This window comes from Rhodococcus sp. MEB064, from assembly GCF_000834565.1.
Lineage (GTDB): Bacteria > Actinomycetota > Actinomycetes > Mycobacteriales > Mycobacteriaceae > Rhodococcoides.
Genome location: NZ_JXQS01000026.1, coordinates 22679 through 46776, shown reverse-complemented (window position 1 = coordinate 46776; position 24098 = coordinate 22679). Strand labels below are relative to the sequence as shown.

Here is a 24098-nt window from a genome sequence, read left to right as displayed (position 1 = left end):
GACGGCGATTCACAGGCAATTCGTCCGGCTCCGACACCAGCTGTGCGCTCGTGATCTACCGTGAACGCGTGACCACTCCCACTACCGATTCCCTGGCGTCCGCCGACGTGACGGGTTCGTCCTGGCCGGCCGTTCTCACATGGCGCGCGCACCAGGCGCCCCGGATGGAGTCGGTGCGCGTCCAGCTCAACGGAAAGCGCATCAAGGCAGCAGGCCGCATCATCGGTGGTGCATGTGACGAGCACCCTGCGTTCTCGGCGTCGTACGACCTGGTCACCGACGAGAACGGCGTCACCAAGCGGTTGTCCGTTCGTTCCGCCGTCGCCTCGGGTGAGAAGCAGATCTCGATCAGCCGCGATTCGGAGGGCTACTGGCTCGTCGACGACGGATCCCCGTTGCGCAATTCCTTCAACGGCGCCCTCGACGTCGAACTGGTGTGGAGCCCGTTCTTCAACACCCTCGCCATCCGGCGTCTCGGCCTCAACACCACGCCGTCCGATCAGGAGGTTCCCGTCGTCTACGTCGGCCTTCCGGTCCTGACAGCGCGCGCCGAAACGTTGTCCTACAGCCAGGGGCCCAGCGAGTTCCGCGTCGTCTCGCCCGTGGGTACGTCCGAGGTCAGTGTCGACGCCGAGGGCTTCGTCGCCGACTACCGGGGACTGGCCGAGCGCATCTGATCCTCCGTCAGACGGAGTCGGGAAGCCTCTGCACGACGCCGCCGCTGCGGGCCGCGTCCCACATCTCGTTCAGCCACCCCGCGGCACCGACCACGACGTCGGTGATCTCCCACCACTGCAACTGCGCGTCGTAGTCACGGCGGGCGGCGTGGCCGGCTGTCACCAACTCCTCGGTCGACGACGTGGCGCTCAGCGCTGTCCGCGCTCGTTGCAGTCGATCGATCGCGTCGTCGAGTGCCTCCACCAGCGCCGGTGCGTTGGCATCACACATGGCGCTGACCAGGGCGGGGGCTGTACCGGCGACCCGGGTTCCGTCCCGGAACGATCCGGCGGCCAGTCGGAGGGCCAGTTCCCCGCCGTCGGCGCCCACCGCGGCGAGTGTCTCGGCGAGCACGTGCGGGAGGTGCGACACGCGTGCGACGGCTCGATCGTGTTCCTCGGATCGGGACGGGACCACGACCGACCCGCAGGCCAACGCGAGGCCGGCGACGGTGAGCCAGACGTGTGGGTCCGTGCCCTCGTCGACGGTCACGACCCACACGGCGTTACGAAACAGGTCGACCTCTGCGGCCACCCATCCCGATTCCGACGTTCCCGCCATCGGGTGTCCGCCCACGAACCGCGCCGAGAGGCCGTGTCGGGCCACCGCGGCGGCGACCTCGGCCTTGACGCTGACCACATCGGTGAGCGCGCACGCCGGTGCGTGCTCGGCGATCGCGTCGAGAACTGTGTCCACGGCGAACATCGGGACCGCGACGACGACGAGAGCGTCGTCGGCCGCGGCGCGCTGCAAGGCGGCCGTGATGTCCGTCGTCACGTCGTACCCGTCAGCGCGCGCGAGATCCACGGCCGAGGCGGACCGGTTCCATCCCCAGGCCGGGCGGCCCGAGGCGACGACCGCCTGGAGCAACGATCCGCCGATGAGGCCGAGGCCGAGGACACACACGGGACGATCGGGAGTGTTCATCAGGAGAAGGTTTGCACATGTCGGGGGAGGTCCGCGCCGTCGGCACCGCATGTGGGACTACGGTTGCGCGCATGACTGCTCAGCGCGGAGGTGGCAACTCGTCCAAGGGTAGAGGTGACACCGCCTCCGACGACTACGACGACCTCGAAGGTTTCGCCATCGCGGTCGTGCGCGAAGAAGGTAAGTGGACGTGTCGGCCACTGTCCTCCGAGGCCCTCGGCAGTTTGAGCGTGGCGGACACGGAACTGCGTGAACTACGCAGCGCCGGTGCCGTATTCGGCCTGCTCGACGTGGACGACGAGTTCTTCGTGGTCATCCGGCCGTCGCCGTCGGGAACGCGTGTCCTGCTCTCGGACGCCACCGCCGCCATCGACTACGACATCGCCGCCGATGTCCTGGATCGCCTGAACATCGACATACCGGACCTCGACCCCGACGAGCTCGACGATGTCGAGCCGTGGGAGGAGGGTGACTCTGATCTTCTCAGTGATCTGGGTCTGCCGGAGCCGGTACTGGGCGTCATCCTCGCCGAGTCCGATCTCTACCCCGACGAGCAGCTCGGCATGATCGCGGCCCGTCTGGGATTCGCCGCCGAGTTCGCCGCGGTGCTCGACAAACTCCCGCGCTGAGATGTTGCCGCTCGCTCGGCACCGCTTCTGGATGAGCAGGGCCCTCGAGGTCGCCGCCGGCACACCGCTCGGAGACGTTCCCGTCGGCGCCGTCGTGGTTTCGCCGGACGGGGTGGAACTGGCGTCGGCTGTCAATGAGCGCGAACACCGCGGCGATCCGACCGCGCACGCCGAGGTGCTCGCCCTTCGCGCTGCGGCGGCTCGGCACGGGGACGGATGGCGGCTGGGTGGCTGCACGCTGGTCGTCACCCTCGAACCCTGCACGATGTGCGCAGGCGCAGCCGTGTTGTCCCGAGTGTCGGGCCTGGTGTTCGGCGCCTGGGAACCCAAGACCGGTGCTGTCGGCTCACTGTGGGACGTGGTGCGCGATCAGCGACTCACGCACCGTCCCCAGGTCGTCGGGGGAGTGCTCGAGGACGAGTGCGGCGGTCTGATCCGGCAGTTCTTTCGAACCACTCGCGACGTTTGATCCAACCCTGCGCCGGGGTATTACCTGCCGGTAGGACACCAGACGCACCGTAGCGTCGCCCGCCTCGCCGAAATGGAGGGGTGGATGACACGTTCTTCCGTTTCGAAGGAGTACTTCATGGGACTCGACGACAAGATCGGCAACAAGGCAGAAGACCTCAAGGGCAAGGGCAAGGAAGCCGCGGGCAACGCCACCGGCGACCAGGACCTGCAGGCCGAGGGCAAGGGCGACCAGACGTCCGCAGCCTTCAAGGACGGCGCCGAGAAGGTCAAGGACGCAGCGTCCAACATCAAGGACAAGCTCACCGGACACTGATCCACGGCGAGGACGCCTTCTGACGTCGCGATTTCGGATCTGCGCCACCCTTCCGGTAACCTAACCGGCGGTGGCGTGTCCGAGCGGCCTAAGGAGCGCGCCTCGAAAGCGCGTGACGGGTAACCCCCGTCCGAGAGTTCAAATCTCTCCGCCACCGCCAAGAGCCCCCCACTGTTCCGACAGCTGGGGGGCTTTGTCGTTCCCGTCTCGTAAGGTCGGCGGTGAGGTACATCACTGATTCACGAGGGAGTAACAGAACATGAACGCGATGCAGGACCGCGCACTCGGACGCACCGGCCGTCAGGTCTCGTGCGTCGGTCTCGGAACGTGGCAGCTGGGTGCGGACTGGGGCGATGTGTCCGAAGCCGACGCCACAGCGGTTCTCGATGCTGCCGTCGACAGTGGCATCACCTTCTTCGACACGGCCGACGTGTACGGCGACGGGCGCAGTGAGCGGGTGATCGGCGCGTTCCTGGCCGACCGCGGACTCCGCGATGCCGTCACGGTCGCGACGAAGATGGGTCGACGCGTCGACCAGGTTCCCGAGAACTACACGCTCGACAACTTCCGCAGCTGGGTGGACCGATCCCGCAGCAATCTCGGCGTCGACTCGCTCGAGTTGGTGCAGCTGCACTGCCCGCCCAGTGCGGTCTACGCGAACGACGAGGTCTTCGACGCCCTCGACACGCTCGTCGAGGAGAAATCGATCCGGAACTACGGCGTGAGCGTCGAGACGGTCGACGAGGCCCTCGCGGCTATTCGTCGACCGAATGTCGCCACCGTCCAGATCATCGTCAACGCGTTCCGACTGAAGCCGATCGAGGAGGTGCTGTCCGTCGCCGCGGAGGCCGGCGTCGGCATCATCGCGCGCGTCCCGCTGGCGTCGGGTCTGCTGTCGGGGAAGTACGACGAGTCGACGACGTTCGCCGAGAACGATCACCGCAACTTCAACCGCAACGGCGAAGCCTTCGATGTCGGCGAGACGTTCTCGGGTGTGCCGTTCGATACCGGCCTGACGGCGGCGCGCGAGTTCTCTGCGCTGGTCGCCGAGCAGGCTCCTGCCGGCACGACGCCCGCAGCCGCGGCGATCGCCTGGCTGTGGCAGCACCCGCAGATCTCGACAGTCATTCCGGGAGCTCGGAACGTCGAGCAGGCTCGCGCCAACGCCGATGCCGGACGTGTCGACCCGTTGGGGGAGAAGTTCGACGAGGGTGTGCGTGCGATCTACGACCGGCACCTGCGGAGCGTCGTCCACTCGAAGTGGTGATGTCGGTCGGGCTCATTCACAGGTGATTCCCAGCCGTAGCGGTGGCCGGGCGTTGAAGCGACAACTAAAGTTTTCCCATGAAGAAGAAGTGGTGGATTGCCGCAGCAGTCGTCGTGGTGCTCGCGATCGTCGCCCTGGTCGTCGGACCTCGCATCTACTCCTCGTTGGAGAGCAGCGACCCGGCGGCGTCGGTCTCCACCAGCGGGGCGGTGGCCGCCACCGGTGATCTGGACGGTCGGTGGACCGTCACGCCGGGTGACGACGCCAACCGGACGTCCGCCGGATACACGGTCGCGGAGGTGCTGAACGGCACCGACGTGACCGTCGTCGGCACCACGCCGGACGTCAGTGGATCGGCGACCATTGCCGATCAGCAGCTCACGGCCGGCGAGATCGTCGTGCAGACGGCCACGATCACCACCGACAGCGACCGCCGGGACAACCAGTTCCGCGGGAACATCTTCGACGTGGCAGCCAATCCGACAGCCACGTTCACCGTCACCTCACCCGTCGACCTGTCCTCGGTGCCCACGGACGGAACCACCGCGACAGTGACGATGGACGGCACCCTCACTCTGAAGGGGCAGACCCGCGACGTCAGCGTGGACACGCAGGTCCTGCGCTCGGGTGAGACCATCGTGGCGTCGGGAAGCATTCCGGCGACATGGGCCGACTACGGCATCGAGCCGCCGTCGCTCGGGTTCGTGACGGTCGCCCCGGCCGGCTCCGTCGACTTCCTGGTCACGCTCGCCGCGGCCTGAAGCTCCGGTGCCCAGCCGGGAGGACCGAACACGTATCCGAGTTTCTGACGGAGGGTCGCCGCCGTTCGCACATCCCGTGCGATGGCGGCGTACTCGTGTGTCTGGAGCTTCAGGATGTCGAAGGTGTTCACCGGCGTCGTCAAGCCGTAGTGCGGACGGAAGGTCTCGGGCGCATAGGTTCCGAACATCCGGTCCCAGACGATCAGGATTCCCGCGTAGTTCTTGTCGAGGTATTCCTTGTCGTTCCCGTGGTGCACGCGGTGGTGGGACGGGGTGTTGAAGACGAATTCGAACCACCGTGGCATGCGGTCGATACGTTCGGTGTGCACCCAGAACTGGTAGACGAGGTTGATGGCGAAGCCCGTGAACACCATCCACGGCGGGATGCCGAGGAGGGGCAGGGGCAGCCACATGACGATCTCGCCGCTGTTGTTCCACTTCTGCCGCAGGGCGGTACAGAAGTTGAAGTACTCACTGGAGTGATGGGCCTGATGCGTCGCCCAGATGACGCGCGTGCGGTGCGCGATGCGGTGGTACCAGTAGAAGAGCACGTCGACACCGAGTAGCAGGACGACCCACGTGTACCACTGGTCGGACGGTAGGTGCCACGGCGCTACATACGCGTAGATGACCGAATATCCCAGTAGAGCAACGGTTTTCCACACCGTCGTGGTGACGATGGAGACCAGGCCCATCGAGATGGACGCGTGGGCGTCGGCGCGGAGGTAGGTCCCTCGCGCTGGCCTGTCGGCTGCGTCGGTCGGCTCCGAGGCGCCTCGACGTTCCAGGACCACGGCCGCGGTCCACTCCAGCGCCAGCAGGCCGAGGAAGGCGGGCACCGCCAGGGCCACCGGATCCCGGAGAGGACCCGGAAGGGAGTTCCACAGGTCTGCGATCACCGCAACACTCTACGTGATCGCGGTCACATCATCGCGGGTGGTTCAGCCTCGGTAGGTGCGCACCAGCGGGCAGTCGAACGGATCGCGGTGCGAGAGCCCGACCGCGTTGAGGTAGCGGACGACGATGCCGTACGACCGGACCAGCGAGGTCTCGGTGTAGGTCACGCCGTGCTTCTCGCAATGCGCCCGGACCATCGGCCGGACCTTCTTCAGGTTGGGCCGCGGCATGCTCGGGAACAGGTGATGCTCGATCTGGTAGTTCAGACCGCCCATCATGAAGTCGGTGACCGGTCCGCCGTCGACGTTGCGCGACATCAAGACCTGGCGCCGCAGGAAGTCCACCTTCGCGCCGGCGGGTACCAGCGGCATGCCCTTGTGGTTGGGCGCGAACGATCCACCCAGCAGGACGCCGAAGACGCCGAGGTGTACGAGGATGAATCCGATGGCCAGGCCGGCGGGCATGGCCAGGAACGGCAGCACGAATCCGACGGTGAGCCGCAGTGCGATCAAGCCGAGTTCTAGCTTGCGGTGCTTGATCTCCTTGGACCCCAGCAACGTTCGCACGCTCGCGATATGAAGCACCGCGCCTTCGAGAGTCAGGAGCGGGAAGAAGAGCCAGCCCTGACGACGAGTCAGCGCCCCGTAGATGCCGGTCCTGCCGGCGGCGTACTCGGGCACGAAGGCGATCGGCCCGTTGCCGATGTCGGGGTCCTTGCCGATCTGGTTCGGCGCGTTGTGGTGCTTGCTGTGCTTGCCCTGCCACCAGTGCAAGGACAGCCCGGCGAACGTTCCCGACAGGATCCGCGCCGTCCACTCGTTGGCTTTGGACGAGTCGAACATCTGACGGTGTGCTCCGTCGTGGCCGAGGAAGCCGAACTGAGTGCTGACGAGAGCCAGGACGACCGCGAGGCCGAGCTGCCACCAGGAGTCGCCGAGAAGGAAGGCGCCGACCCAGACCGCGAAGAAGGCGAAGACGGTCGCGACGATGCGCGAGATGTAGAAACCCCTGCGTCGCTCCATCAGGCCGGAGGCGCGCACCGCGACGGACAGCTCGGTGTACGAGCTGATGAACTTGTCACGGGGCCGTTCGGAGGTGACGGACACTGGCTACCTCGGTTTCCTGTGGACTCTTCGTTCCACGGCTGTCGGTCACTGGCAGTCGGGTGCGCACACGAAGTAAGAGGTCACGCCTGCGTCACAAGTGTGGCACAGGGAGGCCACGGCGTCGACAGTCCGACGATCCAGTTTCCGGCTCTGCAGTGCACAGTTCACCAGTCCGTTCCCCACGTGCGTGTCGCGAGGCGGGTGGTGTCGACGTCGTGGAGTAGGGTGCAACATAGGTACAGCGAAGAGTCCGCGGTCGATCCTGCGACTCCCGTAGTCGGAATACCCGACATTGTGACCACCCCCTCCGCACTTCTTGTCGCGGGGGACTCTGTTCGACGATCTGCTCGTCCGCCCTCCATAGAAGGGGTTTTTCATGGAACCCGTCTCACTTTTCCTCGCACCCGTCACCGCCGACTCCGAGCCCGTCGAGGCTCCCGCGACGTCGGCCGCGCGTGACGCCGCCAATGCCACTGCACCCGTCTACGGGCAGCTCTTCTCCGAGAAGTCCTGACCGCGGGCGCACTGCCGACTCTGGCTCGACATGACCGACACACACGACTCGCCGCGGGGTTCCGCGGTCACCACGTCGGTGGCACGCCGGATCACGCCGGGTCGTGAGCAGGACTTCGTCGCGTGGACCGACGCAGGTATCAGCGTCCTCCGCACGTTCGACGGCTTCCTCGGAGGCGGATGGCTGCGCTCGTCCGCGGACCCGTACGAGTACTACGTGCTCTACCGCTTCGATTCGGACGCACACCTCCAGGAGTGGCTGTCCTCACCGTTCCGCAGGGCGTGGGTTGCCCGCGGCGTGGGCGTCGCCGACGACCATGTGACGCATCGCCTCACGGGTGTCGAAGGGTGGTTCGAACCACAGTCGACCTTGACCGACGCCGTGCGAGTGGTGGGTGCTCCGCCGCCGCGCTGGAAGCAGGCGATCGTCATCTGGTCGGCGTTCTTCCCCCTGTCGCTTGTCATGAACTTTCTTGTGTCCGAGTATCTTTCGCTCGGTCTCGTCGTCAGAACTCTCCTGATCACCCTCGTCAGCACCCCTGTCATGGTGTACGTGCTTCTTCCGTTCATCACGGCCCGCGTGAAGCGATGGCTCACTCCCTGATCGACTGAAACCTGCACTCTGCGTGGTGAGCGTCACAAAAGTGCACGTCACTGCAAACTTGCCGACTCGCGCAACTTCCGTACTGTGGATCCCGTGAGTTCCGGACTACGTGACCGCAAGAAAGCGGAGACCCGTGCAGCGTTGAGTGCTGCCGCCATCCGCCTCGGTCGGCAACAGGGTTTCGACACCGTGACCGCGGAGGCGATCGCCCGCGACGCGGGGGTGTCGACGCGCACGTTCCACAACTACTTCTCCAGCAAGGAAGAAGCGGCGCTGTACTACCTCGAGCAGGCAGCGTTCGAGTGGGTGGACCTCATCGAGCACCGTCCGCAGGACGAGGACTTCTGGGATACGGTGCGCGCCATCGTCTTCCAGATCGTCGACGATCCGGAACGAGAGCTCACCGAGACCGTCGCGATCGCACGGTTCGTCGAGGAGTCGCCGGCGCTGTTGGCGAAGAAACTCGAGTTCGACCGATCGCTCTCGGCAGCGTTCAAGAAGGCCGTCGCTCGGCGCACCGGGCTCGATCCCGACCGCGACCTGTACCCCTCGCTGGTGCAGGCCGCAGTGGGTGCCATCGTCAGCGCCGCACTCGCCTTCTTCGCGGAGGCATCCGAGAAGGGTTCCACCACAGCGGAATCCGCCGGTGAGGTGGTTCGTCTCGCGATGCAACAGCTCGAATGCGGACTCCGGCAACCGCTCACCGGCTCCACCCCGCTCCCGCCCGACTGATCACGCACCCGCCCGTCACCAGCACGAACACCCGAACGAGGAGAACTTCCATGGCCACCTTCCTGTATCGCATAGGACGGTTCTCGTACCGTCGGAAAGGCATCGTGCTGCCGATCTGGCTCGCGATCCTGGTTCTGGCGGGAATCGGTGCAGCCACGCTGTCCGGTCCGACGAGCACCTCGTTCTCCATTCCTGGCACCCCCGCTCAGGCGGCGCTGGATCTGCAGAAGGAGCGATTCGGCGGCGGTGAGGATCCGCTGACGTCCGCCAGCGCTCAGTACGTGTTCCAGGCCCCCTCCGGAACCACGCTCGACTCGCCCGAGAACACCGCGGCGATCGACAGAGTCATCGGCAACATCCGCGGCATCTCCGCGGTGAAGGACACGGCGAAGGCCGATCCGGACGCCGGGCCCGTTCCCGAGGGTGCCATGCCGCTCCTCGATCCGATCGCCGGTAACCAGGCGATCGTCGATCAGTACGCGGAGGCCGGTCTCGCGCCGGACGTCGCTGCCGCGAATGCCGCTGCGGTGTCCCCGCTCTCGCCGGACAAGACCATCGGAATCCTGCAGGTTCCGCTGACCGGCACCGTCACCGACGTCACCGCCGACGTGCGCACGCAGCTCGACGAGGCAGCGCAGCCGGCGCGGGACGCCGGGCTGACCGTCGAGATCGGCGGAAGCGCGATGCAGGCCAACGAACCTCCCGGGGGTAGTGCCGAACTCATCGGTCTCGCCGTCGCCGCAGTCGTCCTCGTCGTCATGTTCGGGTCGCTGGTCGCCGCCGGACTGCCGCTGATCACCGCCATCGTCGGAATCGGCGTCACGAGCCTGACCATCACCACTGCATCGGGCTTCGCGGAACTGACGCAGTTCACGCCCATCCTGGCCATCATGATCGGCCTCGCCGTCGCCATCGACTACTCCCTCTTCATCGTCGCCCGCTTCCGCAACGAGCTCAGCGAGACCGACGACCGAGAAGAAGCCGCCGCACGCGCTGTCGGTACCGCGGGCAGCGCCGTCGTCTTCGCCGGAACCACGGTGCTCATCGCCCTGGTCGCGCTTCGCGTCGTCGGCATCCCGTTCCTTTCGCAGATGGGTCTCGCCGCAGGCTTCGGCGTGTTCGTCGCCGTCCTCGTCGCCTTGACGATGCTCCCCGCCGTGCTCGGTCTGTTCGGCAAGAAGGCCTTCGCCGGCAAGATCCGCACCGTCCCGGACCCGGAGCACGACGACAAGCCGACCAACGGCCTGCGGTGGGTGCGCATGGTGATCAAGCGTCCCGCACTGGTCCTCATCGTCGGCGTCGTGATCCTCGGTGTCATCGCCGGTCCCATGACGTCGCTGCGACTGGCGCTTCCGTCGGTGGCCACCGCCGAACCGGGTACCCCCGCTCGTGAGGCGTACGACCTGGTCGACCAGGGCTTCGGCCCGGGCCGCAACGGACAGCTGCTGATGGTCGTGGACGCGAGCAACGTCCCCGAGGCCGATCGGACGGCGGCCTTCCAGGCCGTCGTCGACAAGGCTGCGGCGGAACCCGACGTGACCAACGCACAGCAGGCCGGGCTCAACCCGGCGGGCGACACCGCCCTGGTGTCGGTGACTCCCAAGAGCTCACCGATCAGCGAGGACACGCAGAACCTGGTGACCGCGCTGCGCGACGCCCAGGGTGGTCTGGAATCCGAGTACGGCGTCACCTACGGCGTCACAGGCCAGACCGCGCTCGAGATCGACGTGTCGGATCGGCTCCAGAAGGCCCTGATCCCGTACCTCGCAGTCGTCGTCGGACTGGCATTTCTGCTGCTCATGGTCGTGTTCCGGTCGATCCTGGTGCCGCTGACGGCGACACTGGGCTTCCTGCTCAGCGTGCTCGCCACCTTCGGGGCCACCGTCTTCATCTTCCAGGAAGGCGGACTGGGACTGATCTCCAACCCGCAGCCCATCGTCAGCTTCATGCCGATCTTCCTGATCGGTGTGGTCTTCGGACTCGCGATGGACTACCAGGTCTTCCTGGTGTCCCGGATGCGGGAGGCGTACGTCCACGGAGCGAATGCGAGCGACGCCATCGTCACGGGCTTCAAGTACGGAGCCCGCGTCGTGGCGGCCGCGGCGGTCATCATGATCTCGGTGTTCGCAGCGTTCATGCTGGAGCCGGACTCGTTCATCAAGTCCATCGGCTTCGCTCTCGCGGCCGCCGTGTTCTTCGACGCCTTCATCGTCCGCATGATCCTGATCCCCGCGGTCATGGCGCTGCTCGGCGACAAGGCCTGGTACCTGCCGAAGTGGCTGGACAAGATTCTGCCGAACGTGGACATCGAGGGCGAGAAGCTCACGAGGCCGACCGACGAGCGGGTACCGGCGAATACGCTGTGATCCGATGACCTGCACCCACCACGACCCGTCCGCCCTGAAGGAAGGAAGCACGACGTGTTGATCTCACTTCTCCGTCGTTACCTGGCCCCGTACCGGGGACCGCTGACGGGCGTGGTGGTGCTGCAGTTCGTGGCCACCGTGGCCTCGCTGTACCTGCCCAGTCTGAACGCCGACATCATCGACAACGGCGTGACGACGGGCGACACCGGCTACATCCTGTCCACCGGCACGATCATGCTTCTGGTGTCGGCCGTGCAGATCGCCTGCTCGATCGGTGGCGTCTACTTCGGAGCGCGAGCGGCCATGGCGGCCGGACGCGACATCCGCGGAGCGCTGCTCGACCGGGTGGGTACGTTCTCCGCCCGTGAGGTCGGGACCTTCGGCGCACCGTCATTGATCACCCGCAACACCAACGACGTGCAGCAGGTCCAGATGGTGGTCCTGATGGGCTGCACCATTCTGGTGATGGCACCCATCATGTGCGTCGGCGGCATCGTCATGGCGCTGCGCGAGGACTTCGGACTGTCCTGGCTGCTGGGTATCGCCGTCCCGTTGCTTGCCGTCAGCATGGGCTTCGTCGTCGTCCGGATGGTGCCGGCGTTCAAGGTGATGCAGACCCGCATCGATACCGTGAACCGTGTTCTGCGCGAGCAGATCACCGGTATCCGAGTGGTCCGCGCCTTCGTCCGCGAGCCCTACGAAGTCGAGCGTTTCGACGACGCGAACACCGCCCTCACCGCGACCGCGCTGCAGGTCGGTCGTCTGATGGCTCTGATGTTCCCCGTCGTCATGTTGATCAGCAACGTCACCAGCGCGGCCGTGATCTGGTTCGGTGGCCACGCCGTCGACGAGGGTCGCATGCAGATCGGTTCTCTGACTGCGCTTCTCAGTTACATCATGCAGATCCTGATGTCGGTGATCATGGCGTCGTTCATCGCGATGATGATTCCGCGCGCCAGCGTCTGCGCCGAACGGATCATGGAGGTGCTGGGCACCGACTCCTCCGTCGTCCCCGCGGCGAAGCCGATCGGCTTCGCGTCGGCACCGTCGACCGTCGAGTTCGACGGAGCCGGCTTCGCGTACCCCGCCGCCGACTACCCGGTGCTCTGCGATGTGTCGTTCCGCGCCGACGCCGGAACCACCACCGCCGTCATCGGCAGTACCGGCTCGGGCAAGACGACCCTGGTCAATCTCGTACCCCGACTCATCGATACGACGGACGGAACGGTACGTGTGGGCGGAACCGATGTGCGAGAACTGGATCCGGAAGTCCTCCGAGCGGAGATCGGCCTGATCCCGCAGCGGCCGTTCCTGTTCTCCGGCACCATCGCCTCGAACCTCCGATACGGCAAGGAGGACGCCACGGAGGCCGAGATGTGGGAGGCGCTCGAGATCGCGCAGGCCGCCGACTTCGTCCGCGACATGCCCGAGGGACTCGAGACCCCGGTCGCCCAGGGTGGCACCACCGTCTCCGGCGGGCAGCGTCAGAGGCTCGCCATCGCCCGCGCGATCATCCGCCGTCCGAGCATCTACGTCTTCGACGACGCGTTCTCGGCGTTGGATCTGACGACCGATGCGAATCTCCGGGAGGCGTTGCGCCCCATCACCCGCGATGCCTGCGTGATCGTCGTCGCACAGCGCGTGTCCACCATCCGTGATGCCGACCGCATCGTCGTCCTCGACGACGGAAGGATGGTCGGACTCGGCACTCACGACGAGTTGCTCGAGACATGTCCGACCTACGCGGAGATAGTCGACTCGCAGCGCACCGCAGCAGGTGTCTCGTGACGCGGCCCGGAGGACCTCCCGGTCCCGGAGCTCCCGGCACGAAGGCGATGACGTTCGGCCCCTCCGTCAAGCGTCTTCTGCGACGGCTCGTCCCGCAGCGGATGCTGCTCTCGATCGTTCTCGTGTTCGCCATCGCCAGCGTCGTCCTCACCGTGCTGGCCCCGAACATCCTGGGCAGGGCCACCAACCTGATCTTCGACGGCATCGTCGGCCGGTCGTTGGATCCCTCGCTGACCAAGGACCAGGTCGTCGACGGCCTCCGCGCCGCCGGTGACGGCACCCGCGCCGACATGGTGTCGAGCATGGACGTGGTGCCCGGGCGCGGTGTCGACTTCGACGCCGTCGGATCCGTGCTCATGATCGTGCTGGCGCTCTACCTCGGTTCCGCCCTGCTGTCGTGGATCCAGGGTTACATCCTGAACATCGCGCTGCAGCGTGTGATCAAGAGACTGCGCACCGACGTCGAAACCAAGATCCATCGGTTGCCGTTGCGCTACTTCGACTCGCACAAGCGCGGCGACGTGCTCTCCCGCGTCACGAACGACATCGACAACGTCTCGCAAAGTCTCCAGCAGACGCTGAGCCAGTTGATCGTCTCGGTGCTCACCGTCCTCGGGATCCTGGGGATGATGCTGTGGATTTCGCCCCTGCTCGCGCTCGTCGCCATCCTCACCGTGCCGCTGTCGATCGTGGTGACGACGGTGATCGCGAAGCGGTCGCAGCCGCACTTCATCGCGCAGTGGAAGCAGACAGGGTCGCTCAACGCGCAGGTCGAGGAGGCGTACACCGGCCACGAGCTGGTCAAGGCCTACGGTCGCCAGCGCGAGACCGCTCGCGTGTTCCACGAGAGCAACGAGGAGCTCTACCAGGCGAGCTTCCGCGCGCAGTTCATCTCCGGAATCGTCATGCCCGCCATCATGTTCCTGGGCAACCTCAACTACGTGGCCATCGCCGTCGTCGGCGGGTTGCGCGTCGCGTCGGGAACGCTGAGTCTCGGTGAGGTGCAGGCGTTCATCCAGTACTCGCGCCAGTTCACGCAGCCGCTGACGCAGATCGGTTCGATGGTCAACCTGCTGCAGTCCGGTGTCGCCTCGGCCGAGCGGATCTTCGAGATCCTCGACGCGGAGGAAGAGGGTGCCGACCCGATCGAGCCGGTCGAGCCCACCACGCGCAGCGGGCGCGTCGAGTTCGCCGACGTCTCGTTCCGCTACGAACCCGAGCGTCCGCTCATCGACGGGTTGTCGTTCGTGGCCGAGCCCGGTCAGATGGTGGCGATCGTCGGTCCCACCGGCGCGGGTAAAACAACCCTGGTGAACCTCGTAATGCGGTTCTACGACATCGATTCCGGGTCCATCACCCTCGACGGCGTCGATACCCGGGACATGACGCGGGCGACTCTGCGATCGCGGACCGGCATGGTCCTGCAGGACACCTGGCTGTTCGGCGGCACCATTCGCGACAACATCGCGTACGGCAACTCCGACGCCACCGAGGAGTCGATCATGGAGGCCGCGCAGGTCAGCTACGTCGACCGCTTCGTCCACTCGCTTCCGAACGGCTACGACACCGTGATCGACGAGGAAGGCAGCAACGTCAGCGCCGGTGAGAAGCAGCTCATCACCATCGCTCGCGCATTCCTGGCTGATCCGGCCGTGCTGATCCTCGACGAGGCCACCAGCTCCGTCGACACCCGCACCGAGTTGTTGGTGCAGAAGGCGACTGCCGCGTTGCGCAGCGATCGCACGAGTTTCGTTATCGCACACCGACTCTCGACCATCCGCGACGCCGATCTCATTCTCGTGATGGAGAACGGATCCATCGTGGAGAAGGGCACGCACGACGAGCTCATCGCGGCGCGCGGTGCCTACCACCGGCTCAGTGCGTCCGGCCTGCAGGAGCAGCAGCTGGCGTCTGGTTCGATGGGAGCGTGAGTCAGCCCCGCGAGAACTTCTTCACCGTCGAGGACCGGATCGAGGACCACCTCGGTCGCACCGGCACCTTGCGGACCCCGCACGGCGAGATCCAGACCCCGGCGTTCATCGCCGTCGGAACCAAGGCGACCGTCAAGGCGGTTTTGCCCGAATCGATGAAAGAGCTGGGGGTACAGGCAGTTCTGGCCAATGCCTATCACCTGTACCTGCAGCCGGGCTCGGACATAGTCGACGACGCGGGCGGTCTCGGGAAGTTCATGAACTGGGACGGCCCGACGTTCACCGACAGCGGCGGGTTCCAGGTCATGTCGCTGGGCGTGGGATTCAAGAAGGTCATCTCGATGGACGCGAGCCGCGTCCAGTCCGACGACGTCATTGCCGAGGGCAAGGAGCGTCTCGCCCACGTCGACGACGACGGCGTCACGTTCAAGTCCCACCTCGACGGATCGCGGCACCGCTTCACCCCCGAGGTGTCGATGCAGATCCAGCACCAGCTCGGCGCGGACATCATGTTCGCCTTCGACGAGCTGACGACGCTGATGAACACCCGTGCGTATCAGGAACAGTCGCTCGACCGGACCCAGGCGTGGGCGGTCCGCTGCATCGCCGAACACGAGCGGCTGACGGCGGAACGCGTCGGCAAGCCGTACCAGGCGCTGTTCGGTGTGGTGCAGGGTGCGCAGTACGAGGATCTTCGTCGGAAAGCGGCACATGATCTCGAGACCATCGTGGGTGAGACCGGGCGCGGATTCGACGGCTACGGCATCGGCGGCGCATTGGAGAAGCAGAACCTCGGCACCATCGTCCGATGGGTGAACGAGGAACTGCCCGAACACAAACCGCGCCACATGCTCGGCATCAGCGAGCCGGACGACTTCTTCGTCGCCATCGAGAACGGCGCCGACACCTTCGACTGCGTGAACCCGTCACGAGTGGCGCGGAACGCGGCGATCTACACCCCGGACGGCAGATTCAACATCAACACCGCGCGTTTCCGACGCGACTTCACCCCGATCGACGACGAGTGCGATTGCTACACCTGCGCGCACTACACACGCGCCTACATGCATCACCTGTTCAAGGCGAAGGAGATGCTGGCCTCGACCTTGGCGACGATCCACAACGAGCGTTTCACGGTGAAACTGGTCGACGACATCCGCGCATCCATCCGCGACGGGCGGTTCCAGGAGTTCAAGAAGGACACGTTGGCGCGCTTCTATTCCTGACCAAAACTCCCCGCGAGTACGTCCATAGTGTCGTGATGTCGTGCTCGGCAGCGACAGTATCGACGTACTCGCGGGGCGGGGGTGGGGTCAGTCCGGGGAGTAGGTCGGCTCGCGCTTCTTGATGTACGCGATCACGGCGTAGGTGATGGGGAGGACCAGCACCTCGACGAGGGTCTTCCACAGGAAGCCGACGATGACGTAGTTGACGAAGTCGGAGCCCGTCGTGATGCCGATGACGCCGGCTGCGATGCTGCAGAAGATCAGTGTGTCGAAGAATTCGCCGACGACGGTCGACCCGATGAGCCGGGCCCACAGGTGCTTCTCCTTCGTGCGTTCCTTGATCTTCACCAGCACGATGGAATTCAGCAGCTGTCCGACGGTGTACCCGGCGAGTCCGGCCAGGACCAGACGGGGGACGACGCCGACGACGGTCTCGAGTGCTGCCTGGTTCTCGTAGAACGAGGCTGCGGGGAGTTCGATCGCGATCCAGAAGCACACCGAGGTGAGCAGGAGCGATCCGAAGCCAAGGTAGATGGCGCGGCGCGTCGCCTTGAGGCCGTATACCTCGCTGAGGACGTCGCCGAGGATGTAGGCGAGGGGGAAGAGGAAGAAGGCGCCGTCGGTGTTGATCGGCAGAACTTGGAAGGGCCCGAGCGAGACGTCGGACGAGGCGAAGAAGGCGACACCCTTGCTGGCGGCCACGTTCGAGATCAGCAGAACCGCCACGAAAAGAGCGACGATGGCGGGGTAGAAGCCCCGGCTGATGTGGGCGAACGAGGCCTGTCCAGACGGAGTGTCGCCGTCGGTGGCAGTGGAGTTGGTTGCAGTCACCGGTCGATCCAAGCACCGAGACGACGACGGGCGCGAATCCCGCGAGGGATCCGCGCCCGAGGCGCCGCGAACGGTGTTACTTCTTGACGACCTGGGTGCCGCCGGCGAACTGATCGTGCTTGCCCTGCTTGCTGGGGCTCGAGTTGATCGTCACGGCGATGACGATCACCGCGATGAACGCGAGCAGGCCGCCGAGGAACGGGATGACGTTCAGCAGCGTGAAGGCGTTGCGGATCGCGGACTGCTGCAGGCTCGGACGTGCCGCACCGGCGGGTCCGTGAACCTGGAGCCCGAGGATCTTCTTGCCCAGCGTCGCTCCCTGGCTGACCTCGAGGCCGACGAAGTAGGCGAACGTCAGAACACCGGAGAACAGGCCGGTGACGAGGATGTTGTCGGTGGCCCCGAAGATGGCCGCCAGGATCAACGCGACGATTCCGACGATGATCCCGTCGATGATGCGGGCACCGAGACGGATGCCGAGGCTACCGGGCCGGCCGCCGGCAGGCTGTCCGCCGAACCCGCTGTTGTCGAACTGGGGAGGCGTCGGGTAGCCGCCCTGCTGGGGGTAACCGCCCTGCTGCGGGTAGCCACCCTGCTGCGGCGGCGGCGGGTACGAGCCCTGCTGAGGCGGAGTGAATCCACCCTGCTGCGGCGGCGGGTAGTTGCCCTGCTGGGGCGGCGGGTACGAACCCTGGCTGGGCGGTGGGTAGCCACCGGGGTTCTGCGGGTCCTTGTTCGGGTCGAAACCGCCTGTGGTCATGGTGTCCTTCTCGTACGAGGGGATGAGACGTGCGGAACTGTCGCGGCCACCCTACGTCCGAAATGCCCCCGACGGTGTGCCATGTCCTGTTGCGAAGCGGTACCGATCAGGGAAACGCCACGAACCACGGATCTCGCGGAAGCAGTGCCGGAGTCCATCGACCTGCGATGTCGTCGAGACTGCGACATCCCGGCGTTCCGATCGACGCCGCGATCATCTCGACGACGTCCTGCACGGATTCGCCGGCGTCCAGGCGGTCTCGCAACGTCACTGCGCCGTCCCTCTTCGCGAGCCGCGCACCCGTGGGCCCCAGGGCGAGCGGGACATGCACGTACGTCGGTTCGGGGATGTCGAGCAGGCCGGCCAGATACGCCTGGCGGGGAGCCGACGCGAGAAGGTCGTCGCCGCGGACGACCTGGTCCACACCCTGGAAGCCGTCGTCGACGACCACGGCAAGGTTGTAGGCGGGCACTCCGTCGGTGCGTTGCAGGACGAAGTCGTCGACGACTCCGGTGTACTCGCCTGCCAGTGCGTCGTGGACCGTGTACGTGTCGACGTCGGCTCTCAACCGCAGCGCAGCGCGTCGACCCTCGGCTCTGCGCTGCGCGCGTTCGGTGTCGGACAGATGACGGCACGTTCCCGGGTAGGCGCCCTGTGGAGCATGAGGCGCCGACGCAGCCTGCTGGATCTCCCGCCGAGTGCAGAAGCACTCGTACACCCGACCGTCCGCGCGCAGAGACTCGATGGCCGCCACATAGGAATCTCGTCGATCCGATTGATGCAGCACGGGGCCGTCGAAGTCCACGGCCAGTGCGGCCAGATCGGCAAGTTGGCGCGCTTCCGAACCCTCCCGGACACGGTCCAGATCCTCGACGCGCAGGACGAACGATCGGTCCGTCCTGCGGGCGAAGAGCCAGGCCAGGACAGCGGTCCTGAGGTTGCCGAGGTGGAGATCGCCGGACGGGCTCGGCGCGTATCGGCCGGCTCCCGTCATTCCGCCCGTCCGAGCAGTTCGGCACTGCGCGCCGTGACCAATGCCCTCATCGCGTCGACGACGACCCCGACCTCGGGCCGACGCAGTGTCTCGCTCCGAGCGACCAGCCAGTACGCCAATGTCACCGTGACCTCTGAGTGCAGCACTCGGACCAGGTCGTCGTGGCGGTCGGCCATGAAGCACGGGAGCAGGCCGATGCCCGCCCCGGCACGGGTGGCCTCGACATGGACGAACACGTTGGTCGAGCTGACCGAACTGCGCATGACGGGAACGTCGGAGGAGTCGGCGTCGCCTCCGACGGATCGCGCCAGGTCGAGATCGTCGACACGCAGCATCGATTCCACGAAGTAGACCAACGGATGCCCGGAGAGGTCGGCTCGGGTGGCGACGTCGCCGTGGCTGTCCAGGTACTCGCGGGTGGCGTAGAGACCGAGGCAGTAGTCGCCGAGATGCAGGGCCTCGGCGCGGTGGACGTGCGGTGTCCCGACGACGATTTCGATGTCCATTCCCGACCGTTGTTGCGACGCTCGACGAGTGGCGGCGACCAGTTCGACAGCGATGTCCGGGTGGCGTTCCTGCACATGGACCGCGGCGGGAGCGGCGATGTACGCGCTGAAGCCGTCGGTGGCCGAGATCCTCACGACACCTCTCAGCGACGCCCCGGCGGGGTCCACCAACCCCCGGACGACTCCGTCCACTGTCTCTGCCGCCCGCACGGCACCCCGGCCGAGGTCGGTCAGTTCCCACCCGCCCGACGTCTTGACCAGCACTCGGCCACCGAGCGACTTTTCCAACGACGCGATGCGGCGCGACACGGTGGTGTGGTTGACGCCCAGACTGTCCGCCGCCGCGGTGAAGCGTCCGCTGCGTCCCACGGCGAGGAGCACCAGGAGATCGTCGGCACTGGGCAGAGACGGCCGACCGTGGGGTGCGGAACTGCCGATCGGGGTCATGTGTGCATCTTTGCAGTCTCGTACTGCGTTCGCGGCCATTGTGATCTCCGGTGATCTGCGTCGATACTGAACCCAGCGTGTGCCGTGGATCACTGTCCCGGTGCCGGAGACTCAGCAAGGAGAATGTCATGTCGGTTGTCGACAGAGTGGACCGCGAGGAGGAACCGTCGGGTCTGCGGAAGGTGGTCGCCGCATCCATGGCGGGCACCGTGGTCGAGTGGTACGAGTTCTTCCTCTACGGCACGGCGGCGACGCTCGTGTTCAGCAAGATCATGTTCGCGGAGGGAACCAGCGAACTCGACGCCATCCTGGCCGCGTTCGTCACCTACGCGGTGGGATTCGTCGCGAGACCGCTGGGCGGCATCGTCTTCGGTCACTTCGGTGACAAGTACGGACGCAAGAAGCTGCTCCAGTTTTCCCTGGTGCTCGTCGGTGCCGCGACGTTCCTCATGGGATGTCTGCCGACGTTCAACCAGATCGGCTACTGGGCGCCGGCGCTGCTGGTGCTGCTGCGCTTCATCCAGGGCTTCGCCGTCGGCGGAGAGTGGGGTGGCGCGGTACTTCTGGTCGCCGAGCACAGCCCGAACAAGAGCCGCGGTTTCTGGGCGAGCTGGCCGCAGGCCGGTGTTCCCGGTGGAAACCTGCTGGCCACCGTGGTGTTGCTGGTTCTGACCACGACACTGTCCGACGAGGCGTTCCTCAGCTGGGGCTGGCGTGTCGCGTTCTGGCTGTCCGCCGTCATCGTCTTCGTCGGCTACTACGTCCGCACCAAGGTCACCGACGCCCCGATCTTCGTCGAGGCCCAGAAGCAGGCAGAGGTCATCAAGGCCGCGTCGTACGGCGTCTTCGAGGTGGTCAAGCGGTACCCGCGTGGCGTGTTCACCGCGATGGGCCTGCGCTTCGGTGAGAACGTCATGTACTACCTGGTGGTCACCTTCTCCATCACCTACCTCAAGGTCGAGGTGGGAACGGACACCAGCACCATCCTGTGGTGGATGCTCGTCGCGCACGCCGTCCACTTCGCGGTGATCCCGCTGGTCGGTCGACTGGCCGACACCGTGGGCCGCCGTCCGGTGTACATGGTCGGTGCGATCACCGCCGGGACGTGGGGGTTCTTCGCGTTTCCGATGATGAACAGCGGCCACAACGTCGTGATCATGCTGGCGATCATCATCGGCCTGGTCTTCCACGCCTTCATGTACGCGACGCAGCCGGCGATCATGTCCGAGATGTTCCCCACGCGTATGCGGTATTCGGGTGTGTCACTGGGATACCAGGTGACGTCGATCGTCGCGGGTTCGCTGGCGCCGATCATCGCGGTCAAGCTGCTCGACGTGTACGGCTCGTCCGTGCCCATCGCCTGGTACCTCGCGGGCGCCACCCTGATCACCCTCATCGCCGTGGTCGTGGCGCGGGAGACCAAGGGCATCGCGCTCGAGAGCATCGACATCGCCGACGCGAAGAACCTGGCCACCGAGGCGGAACTCGCGAAGGTCGGTCTCGCCAAGTAGGTCTGTACAACGCGAGAACGCCCTCTCCCGGATCGGGAGAGGGCGTTCTTCGTCGTGATCAGGCTTTCGCGACCAGTCTCGGCCGCGGGGTCTGCGCCTCGCAGTCGCTCATGAACTCTGCGAACACTCGCTCGAAGCGGTCCGGGTTGTCCAGGTGCGGGAAATGCCCCGCGCGCTCGAAGATCTCGACCCGTCCCTGCGGTAGCTCGGCCCGCGCGTTCTCGGTGTGGGAGTTGGGGATGATGCTGTCGCGCGCACCCCAGATGAGCATCGCCTGGATGTTGGGGAAATTGGCGAAGTGCGGAGTGGCATTGATGGTCTGGCCTCGGAAGCTGATCACCGAGCGCGCCGTCGCCAGGAATGCGCGTCGGGTTCCGGCGTCCTGCACCGACCCGAAACTGCGCCACGCCTCGGTCGAACTGGCGCTCATCAGCGGCAGTCCGAGCTTGTCCAGACCGTCGATCGCCAGGTCGGTCAGTCCGCGAACCGTGCGGTTGGCCATCAGCGGGAGCACCAACTCGCTACCGGGGAGAGTCGCGGCGCGGAGCAGCGGGCTCACCTCGGGGCCGAGGCCACCGCTCGCGATGAGCACCATGCGCTCGACCAGTTCGGGGAACAGGTAGAGGGTCTGCATCGCGATGCCGCCGCCGAGAGAGTGGCCGACGAACGTCGCGGACGAGATGTCGAGGCTGTGCAGCAGGTCGCGGACGCTGGCCGCGTGGGCGCTGATGGAGTAGTCACCGGCCGGCTTGTCGGACTCACCGTGACCCAGCAGGTCCGGGACGATCACGCGGTATCGACGCGACAGCATGTCGACCTGGGGTTCCCAGTTGTGGTGGGAACCCAGCAGGCCGTGGATCAGGATGACCGTCGGGCCGTCTCCGATGTCCAGGTATTTCATGTCGTTGCCGTGCAGACTGAATGTCTGCATGTCCGGCTGTGCGGTATCGAGTGCCGCCATGGGAGATCCCTCCGTAGTACAACTCTTCCGAGTGTGCACTGCATCCGGCGCGGATGCGCCATTCCGGAGCCATGTGATGCCAGACATTACGTGTGGACGGGCGGTGTTCGTCACAAGACGTTTGTCCGGCGAACGACGTGTTCAGTGCGTCAGATAGACCTTCACGGCTACCACCACGGCGGCGACGACAGCGGTCCCGATACCCGCCAGGACCAGGCGGAACGACGGACTCCGCCCCCGCAGACGCTCGGCGACCACGGGTATCGAGGCGATGCGCAGAGTCACCAACGCCCCGGCGGCGGCCTGTGCGAGGGCGCCGGGCAGCACATCGAGCCAGGCAAGGGCCAGAAGGAAGGACGGCGCGACACCGGACGACGCGATCGGCACCGTGTCGCGCAACTCCGCGCGCATGTCCACCGAGTCGTCGTCGACAGTGCCCGCCGCCACGGCGTCCGCGAAGACGTGGGCGAGGAACGTCGTGACCGTCGTCCCGAGCACCAACAACGCCGCCGAGCCGTTTGCGATGGACCCCGGGCTCGCCGCGACCACGACGGTCATCACCAGAATGTTGCCGTAGACATAGGCGGACAATCGTGCGGACGCGCGGTGTCGGGGGAGCAGCCCACCCTTCCGCGTCGTCACGCGGTGATAGGCGGAGCTGACGAATCCGGGTGCGCGCATGGTCGAAGAGTGCCAGGTCGAGAGGAGACGTACGTGGTCGAGTTGGTTCGCGGCGTGAGTTGGCCACGGGACGAGCCGCTGCTGGGACTCACCGACGCCTCGACGGGCCGGATGACCACGATGCCCGTCACCGGGGCCTCGCTGCGGTACCGGGCGGTCGACGCCCCCGGCGTGCTGTGGTGCATCGGACGCCGCGGTGATGCGGGTCCCGTGGCGTGCCCGAACTCGGCGCGGGCGACTTCCGGGGTGCACTGCGAGGCGTGCGTCGCGGCGGACCCCTTCCGGTTCGTCCACATCGTGCACCGGCAGGACTTCCTGTCGAAGGGACTGGAAAGCGTTGTGATGCAGCCGCACTGGTTGTACGTCGCAACGTTCGCCGACGGGACCGACAAGGTGGGGACCGCCGCCGACCCCCGAAAATGGGGGCGTCTGACCGAGCAGGGAGCTGTCGTCGGACGGTACGTCGCGCGAGCCGTCGACGGTCGGGTGGTGCGACATCTCGAGGACGCGATGACCGACACGGCGGGGCTCCGGCAAGCGGTCCGCGCGTCCGCCAAGGCTGCAGGCCTCACCCGTCCCGTCGACTTGTCGCGCCTCGATCGTGCGAACGCCGATGCGGCCGCGGCGGCGCGCGAGGTGCTGGCGGATCTCGGATCGGACTTCTCCGACGACGACTTCCGCATCGTCGACGAGCAGTGGCAGGCTCCCGCACGGGACGAAGTTTTCGACGGGCGACGGACCGCGTATCCGCTCGACACCGCCGTCGGCACGCATGGAATGACAGTGCGGTGGTGCGTCGGCTCCGCCGTCGGGTCCACGGTGTCCGAAGACCCGGACTCGCTCTACGTGGCCGACCTGTCGAGACTGCGCGGGCGGCGCATCGAGAGGGGCGACTTCGAGACGGCGCTCCCCGCGATGCAGGAAGCGCTGTTCTGAGTTTGTCGGTGCACGCCGTGTGGCATCCGGCAGTCATGCCGACCTACCGAGTGCGTGACACCAGCAACGACACCGTCCTGGCCAAAGCCGACCACGAGGACATCTCCACCGCCGAGGCCTGGGCCGCCGGCGTCGTGGAGGGGCTCGACCCGGCTCCGGTGACCTGGGTGTTGGACAGAGAGTGAGAACGAAGAAGACCCCCGTGCAGTGCACGGGGGTCTTT

At 66.2% G+C, this 24098-nt stretch carries 25 protein-coding genes and 1 tRNA gene; 17 read left to right on the top strand and 9 right to left on the bottom strand.

From position 1 onward, the window contains the following. The first annotated feature begins 68 nt into the window (after positions 1 to 68). The gene (locus tag RU01_RS13290) at positions 69 to 677 is read left to right on the top strand and encodes a putative glycolipid-binding domain-containing protein (RefSeq protein WP_268793320.1); all 609 of its coding nucleotides are present in this window, start codon (positions 69 to 71) and stop codon (positions 675 to 677) included. Positions 678 to 684: 7 nt separating this feature from the next. Here RU01_RS13290 and RU01_RS13285 read toward each other — a convergent pair whose 3' ends face one another. Next, positions 685 to 1644, bottom strand: a complete 960-nt coding sequence (locus RU01_RS13285; protein WP_042575046.1) for a prephenate dehydrogenase — start codon at positions 1642 to 1644, stop codon at positions 685 to 687. A 71-nt stretch (positions 1645 to 1715) separates the two neighbouring features. Between RU01_RS13285 and RU01_RS13280 the strand changes: the two genes are divergently transcribed. From RU01_RS13280 to RU01_RS13255, 6 genes are all read left to right on the top strand, one after another. Continuing rightward, positions 1716 to 2273: a tRNA adenosine deaminase-associated protein gene (locus RU01_RS13280; RefSeq protein ID WP_042575045.1), complete on the top strand. Its 558-nt coding sequence runs from the start codon at positions 1716 to 1718 to the stop codon at positions 2271 to 2273. A gap of 31 nt (positions 2274 to 2304) precedes the next feature. Then, a complete protein-coding gene (locus RU01_RS13275; RefSeq protein WP_042575103.1) occupies positions 2305 to 2742 on the top strand; it encodes a nucleoside deaminase in 438 nt (145 codons plus the stop codon). Positions 2743 to 2859: 117 nt separating this feature from the next. Beyond that, positions 2860 to 3057, top strand: a complete 198-nt coding sequence (locus tag RU01_RS13270) for a CsbD family protein (RefSeq protein ID WP_042575044.1) — start codon at positions 2860 to 2862, stop codon at positions 3055 to 3057. 69 nt (positions 3058 to 3126) lie between these two features. Beyond that, a tRNA-Ser gene (locus RU01_RS13265) sits at positions 3127 to 3217 on the top strand. A gap of 99 nt (positions 3218 to 3316) precedes the next feature. After that, on the top strand, positions 3317 to 4324 hold the full coding sequence (locus RU01_RS13260; protein WP_231568708.1) for an aldo/keto reductase: 1008 nt from the start codon (positions 3317 to 3319) through the stop codon (positions 4322 to 4324). Positions 4325 to 4401: 77 nt separating this feature from the next. Then, positions 4402 to 5085, top strand: coding sequence for a YceI family protein (locus RU01_RS13255; RefSeq protein ID WP_042575043.1), 684 nt, complete (start codon positions 4402 to 4404; stop codon positions 5083 to 5085). On the opposite strand, the gene RU01_RS13250 is transcribed toward RU01_RS13255, so the two are convergent. Together RU01_RS13250 and RU01_RS13245 are read right to left on the bottom strand one after the other, a co-directional pair. Continuing rightward, positions 4998 to 5984 (bottom strand): sterol desaturase family protein, encoded by a 987-nt coding sequence (locus RU01_RS13250; protein ID WP_042575042.1) that lies wholly within the window; start codon positions 5982 to 5984, stop codon positions 4998 to 5000. The genes RU01_RS13255 and RU01_RS13250 overlap by 88 nt on opposite strands. 42 nt (positions 5985 to 6026) lie before the next feature. Continuing rightward, on the bottom strand, positions 6027 to 7088 hold the full coding sequence (locus tag RU01_RS13245) for a fatty acid desaturase family protein (protein ID WP_042575041.1): 1062 nt from the start codon (positions 7086 to 7088) through the stop codon (positions 6027 to 6029). Positions 7089 to 7464: 376 nt separating this feature from the next. Between RU01_RS13245 and RU01_RS22875 the strand changes: the two genes are divergently transcribed. The 7 genes from RU01_RS22875 to tgt all read left to right on the top strand — a co-directional run bounded on the left by RU01_RS22875 (position 7465) and on the right by tgt (position 16248). Further along, positions 7465 to 7602, top strand: a complete 138-nt coding sequence (locus RU01_RS22875) for a hypothetical protein (protein WP_156148910.1) — start codon at positions 7465 to 7467, stop codon at positions 7600 to 7602. 30 nt (positions 7603 to 7632) lie between these two features. Beyond that, entirely contained in the window at positions 7633 to 8205 is a 573-nt protein-coding gene (locus RU01_RS13240; RefSeq protein ID WP_042575040.1) for an antibiotic biosynthesis monooxygenase, read from the top strand. Positions 8206 to 8298: 93 nt separating this feature from the next. Further along, positions 8299 to 8937, top strand: a complete 639-nt coding sequence (locus RU01_RS13235) for a TetR/AcrR family transcriptional regulator (protein ID WP_052493279.1) — start codon at positions 8299 to 8301, stop codon at positions 8935 to 8937. Positions 8938 to 8987: 50 nt separating this feature from the next. Beyond that, positions 8988 to 11303, top strand: a complete 2316-nt coding sequence (locus RU01_RS13230; protein WP_042575038.1) for an MMPL family transporter — start codon at positions 8988 to 8990, stop codon at positions 11301 to 11303. A gap of 54 nt (positions 11304 to 11357) precedes the next feature. Further along, on the top strand, positions 11358 to 13091 hold the full coding sequence (locus RU01_RS13225) for an ABC transporter ATP-binding protein (RefSeq protein ID WP_042575037.1): 1734 nt from the start codon (positions 11358 to 11360) through the stop codon (positions 13089 to 13091). A 47-nt stretch (positions 13092 to 13138) separates the two neighbouring features. Then, positions 13139 to 15022 carry an ABC transporter ATP-binding protein gene (locus RU01_RS13220; RefSeq protein ID WP_231568711.1) on the top strand — a complete coding sequence of 628 codons (1884 nt, stop codon included), beginning with the start codon at positions 13139 to 13141 and terminating at the stop codon, positions 15020 to 15022. Further along, positions 15019 to 16248, top strand: coding sequence for a tRNA guanosine(34) transglycosylase Tgt (tgt, locus tag RU01_RS13215; protein WP_042575035.1), 1230 nt, complete (start codon positions 15019 to 15021; stop codon positions 16246 to 16248). The genes RU01_RS13220 and tgt overlap by 4 nt, the downstream gene beginning before the upstream one ends. A gap of 87 nt (positions 16249 to 16335) precedes the next feature. On the opposite strand, the gene RU01_RS13210 is transcribed toward tgt, so the two are convergent. The 4 genes from RU01_RS13210 to RU01_RS13195 all read right to left on the bottom strand — a co-directional run bounded on the left by RU01_RS13210 (position 16336) and on the right by RU01_RS13195 (position 19786). Then, the gene (locus RU01_RS13210; protein WP_042575034.1) at positions 16336 to 17079 is read right to left on the bottom strand and encodes a queuosine precursor transporter; all 744 of its coding nucleotides are present in this window, start codon (positions 17077 to 17079) and stop codon (positions 16336 to 16338) included. Positions 17080 to 17155: 76 nt separating this feature from the next. Continuing rightward, positions 17156 to 17839, bottom strand: coding sequence for an RDD family protein (locus tag RU01_RS13205; RefSeq protein ID WP_042575033.1), 684 nt, complete (start codon positions 17837 to 17839; stop codon positions 17156 to 17158). Positions 17840 to 17945: 106 nt separating this feature from the next. Beyond that, positions 17946 to 18833 carry a tRNA glutamyl-Q(34) synthetase GluQRS gene (gene gluQRS, locus RU01_RS13200; RefSeq protein ID WP_042575032.1) on the bottom strand — a complete coding sequence of 296 codons (888 nt, stop codon included), beginning with the start codon at positions 18831 to 18833 and terminating at the stop codon, positions 17946 to 17948. Continuing rightward, on the bottom strand, positions 18830 to 19786 hold the full coding sequence (locus tag RU01_RS13195) for a LysR family transcriptional regulator (RefSeq protein WP_231568707.1): 957 nt from the start codon (positions 19784 to 19786) through the stop codon (positions 18830 to 18832). Before RU01_RS13195 ends, gluQRS begins: the two co-directional genes overlap by 4 nt. Positions 19787 to 19914: 128 nt before the next feature. Between RU01_RS13195 and RU01_RS13190 the strand changes: the two genes are divergently transcribed. Further along, positions 19915 to 21297 (top strand): MFS transporter, encoded by a 1383-nt coding sequence (locus tag RU01_RS13190; protein WP_042575030.1) that lies wholly within the window; start codon positions 19915 to 19917, stop codon positions 21295 to 21297. 58 nt (positions 21298 to 21355) lie between these two features. Here RU01_RS13190 and RU01_RS13185 read toward each other — a convergent pair whose 3' ends face one another. Together RU01_RS13185 and RU01_RS13180 are read right to left on the bottom strand one after the other, a co-directional pair. After that, a complete protein-coding gene (locus RU01_RS13185; protein WP_231568706.1) occupies positions 21356 to 22258 on the bottom strand; it encodes an alpha/beta fold hydrolase in 903 nt (300 codons plus the stop codon). Positions 22259 to 22399: 141 nt separating this feature from the next. Continuing rightward, a complete protein-coding gene (locus RU01_RS13180; protein ID WP_042575029.1) occupies positions 22400 to 22939 on the bottom strand; it encodes a hypothetical protein in 540 nt (179 codons plus the stop codon). Positions 22940 to 22972: 33 nt separating this feature from the next. On the opposite strand from RU01_RS13180, the gene RU01_RS13175 reads away from it, so the two are divergent. Continuing rightward, positions 22973 to 23875: a DUF2797 domain-containing protein gene (locus tag RU01_RS13175; RefSeq protein ID WP_231568705.1), complete on the top strand. Its 903-nt coding sequence runs from the start codon at positions 22973 to 22975 to the stop codon at positions 23873 to 23875. A gap of 35 nt (positions 23876 to 23910) precedes the next feature. Continuing rightward, complete coding sequence (locus tag RU01_RS13170; RefSeq protein ID WP_156148909.1) at positions 23911 to 24060, top strand: hypothetical protein; 150 nt, start codon at positions 23911 to 23913, stop codon at positions 24058 to 24060. Positions 24061 to 24098: the final 38 nt, after the last annotated feature.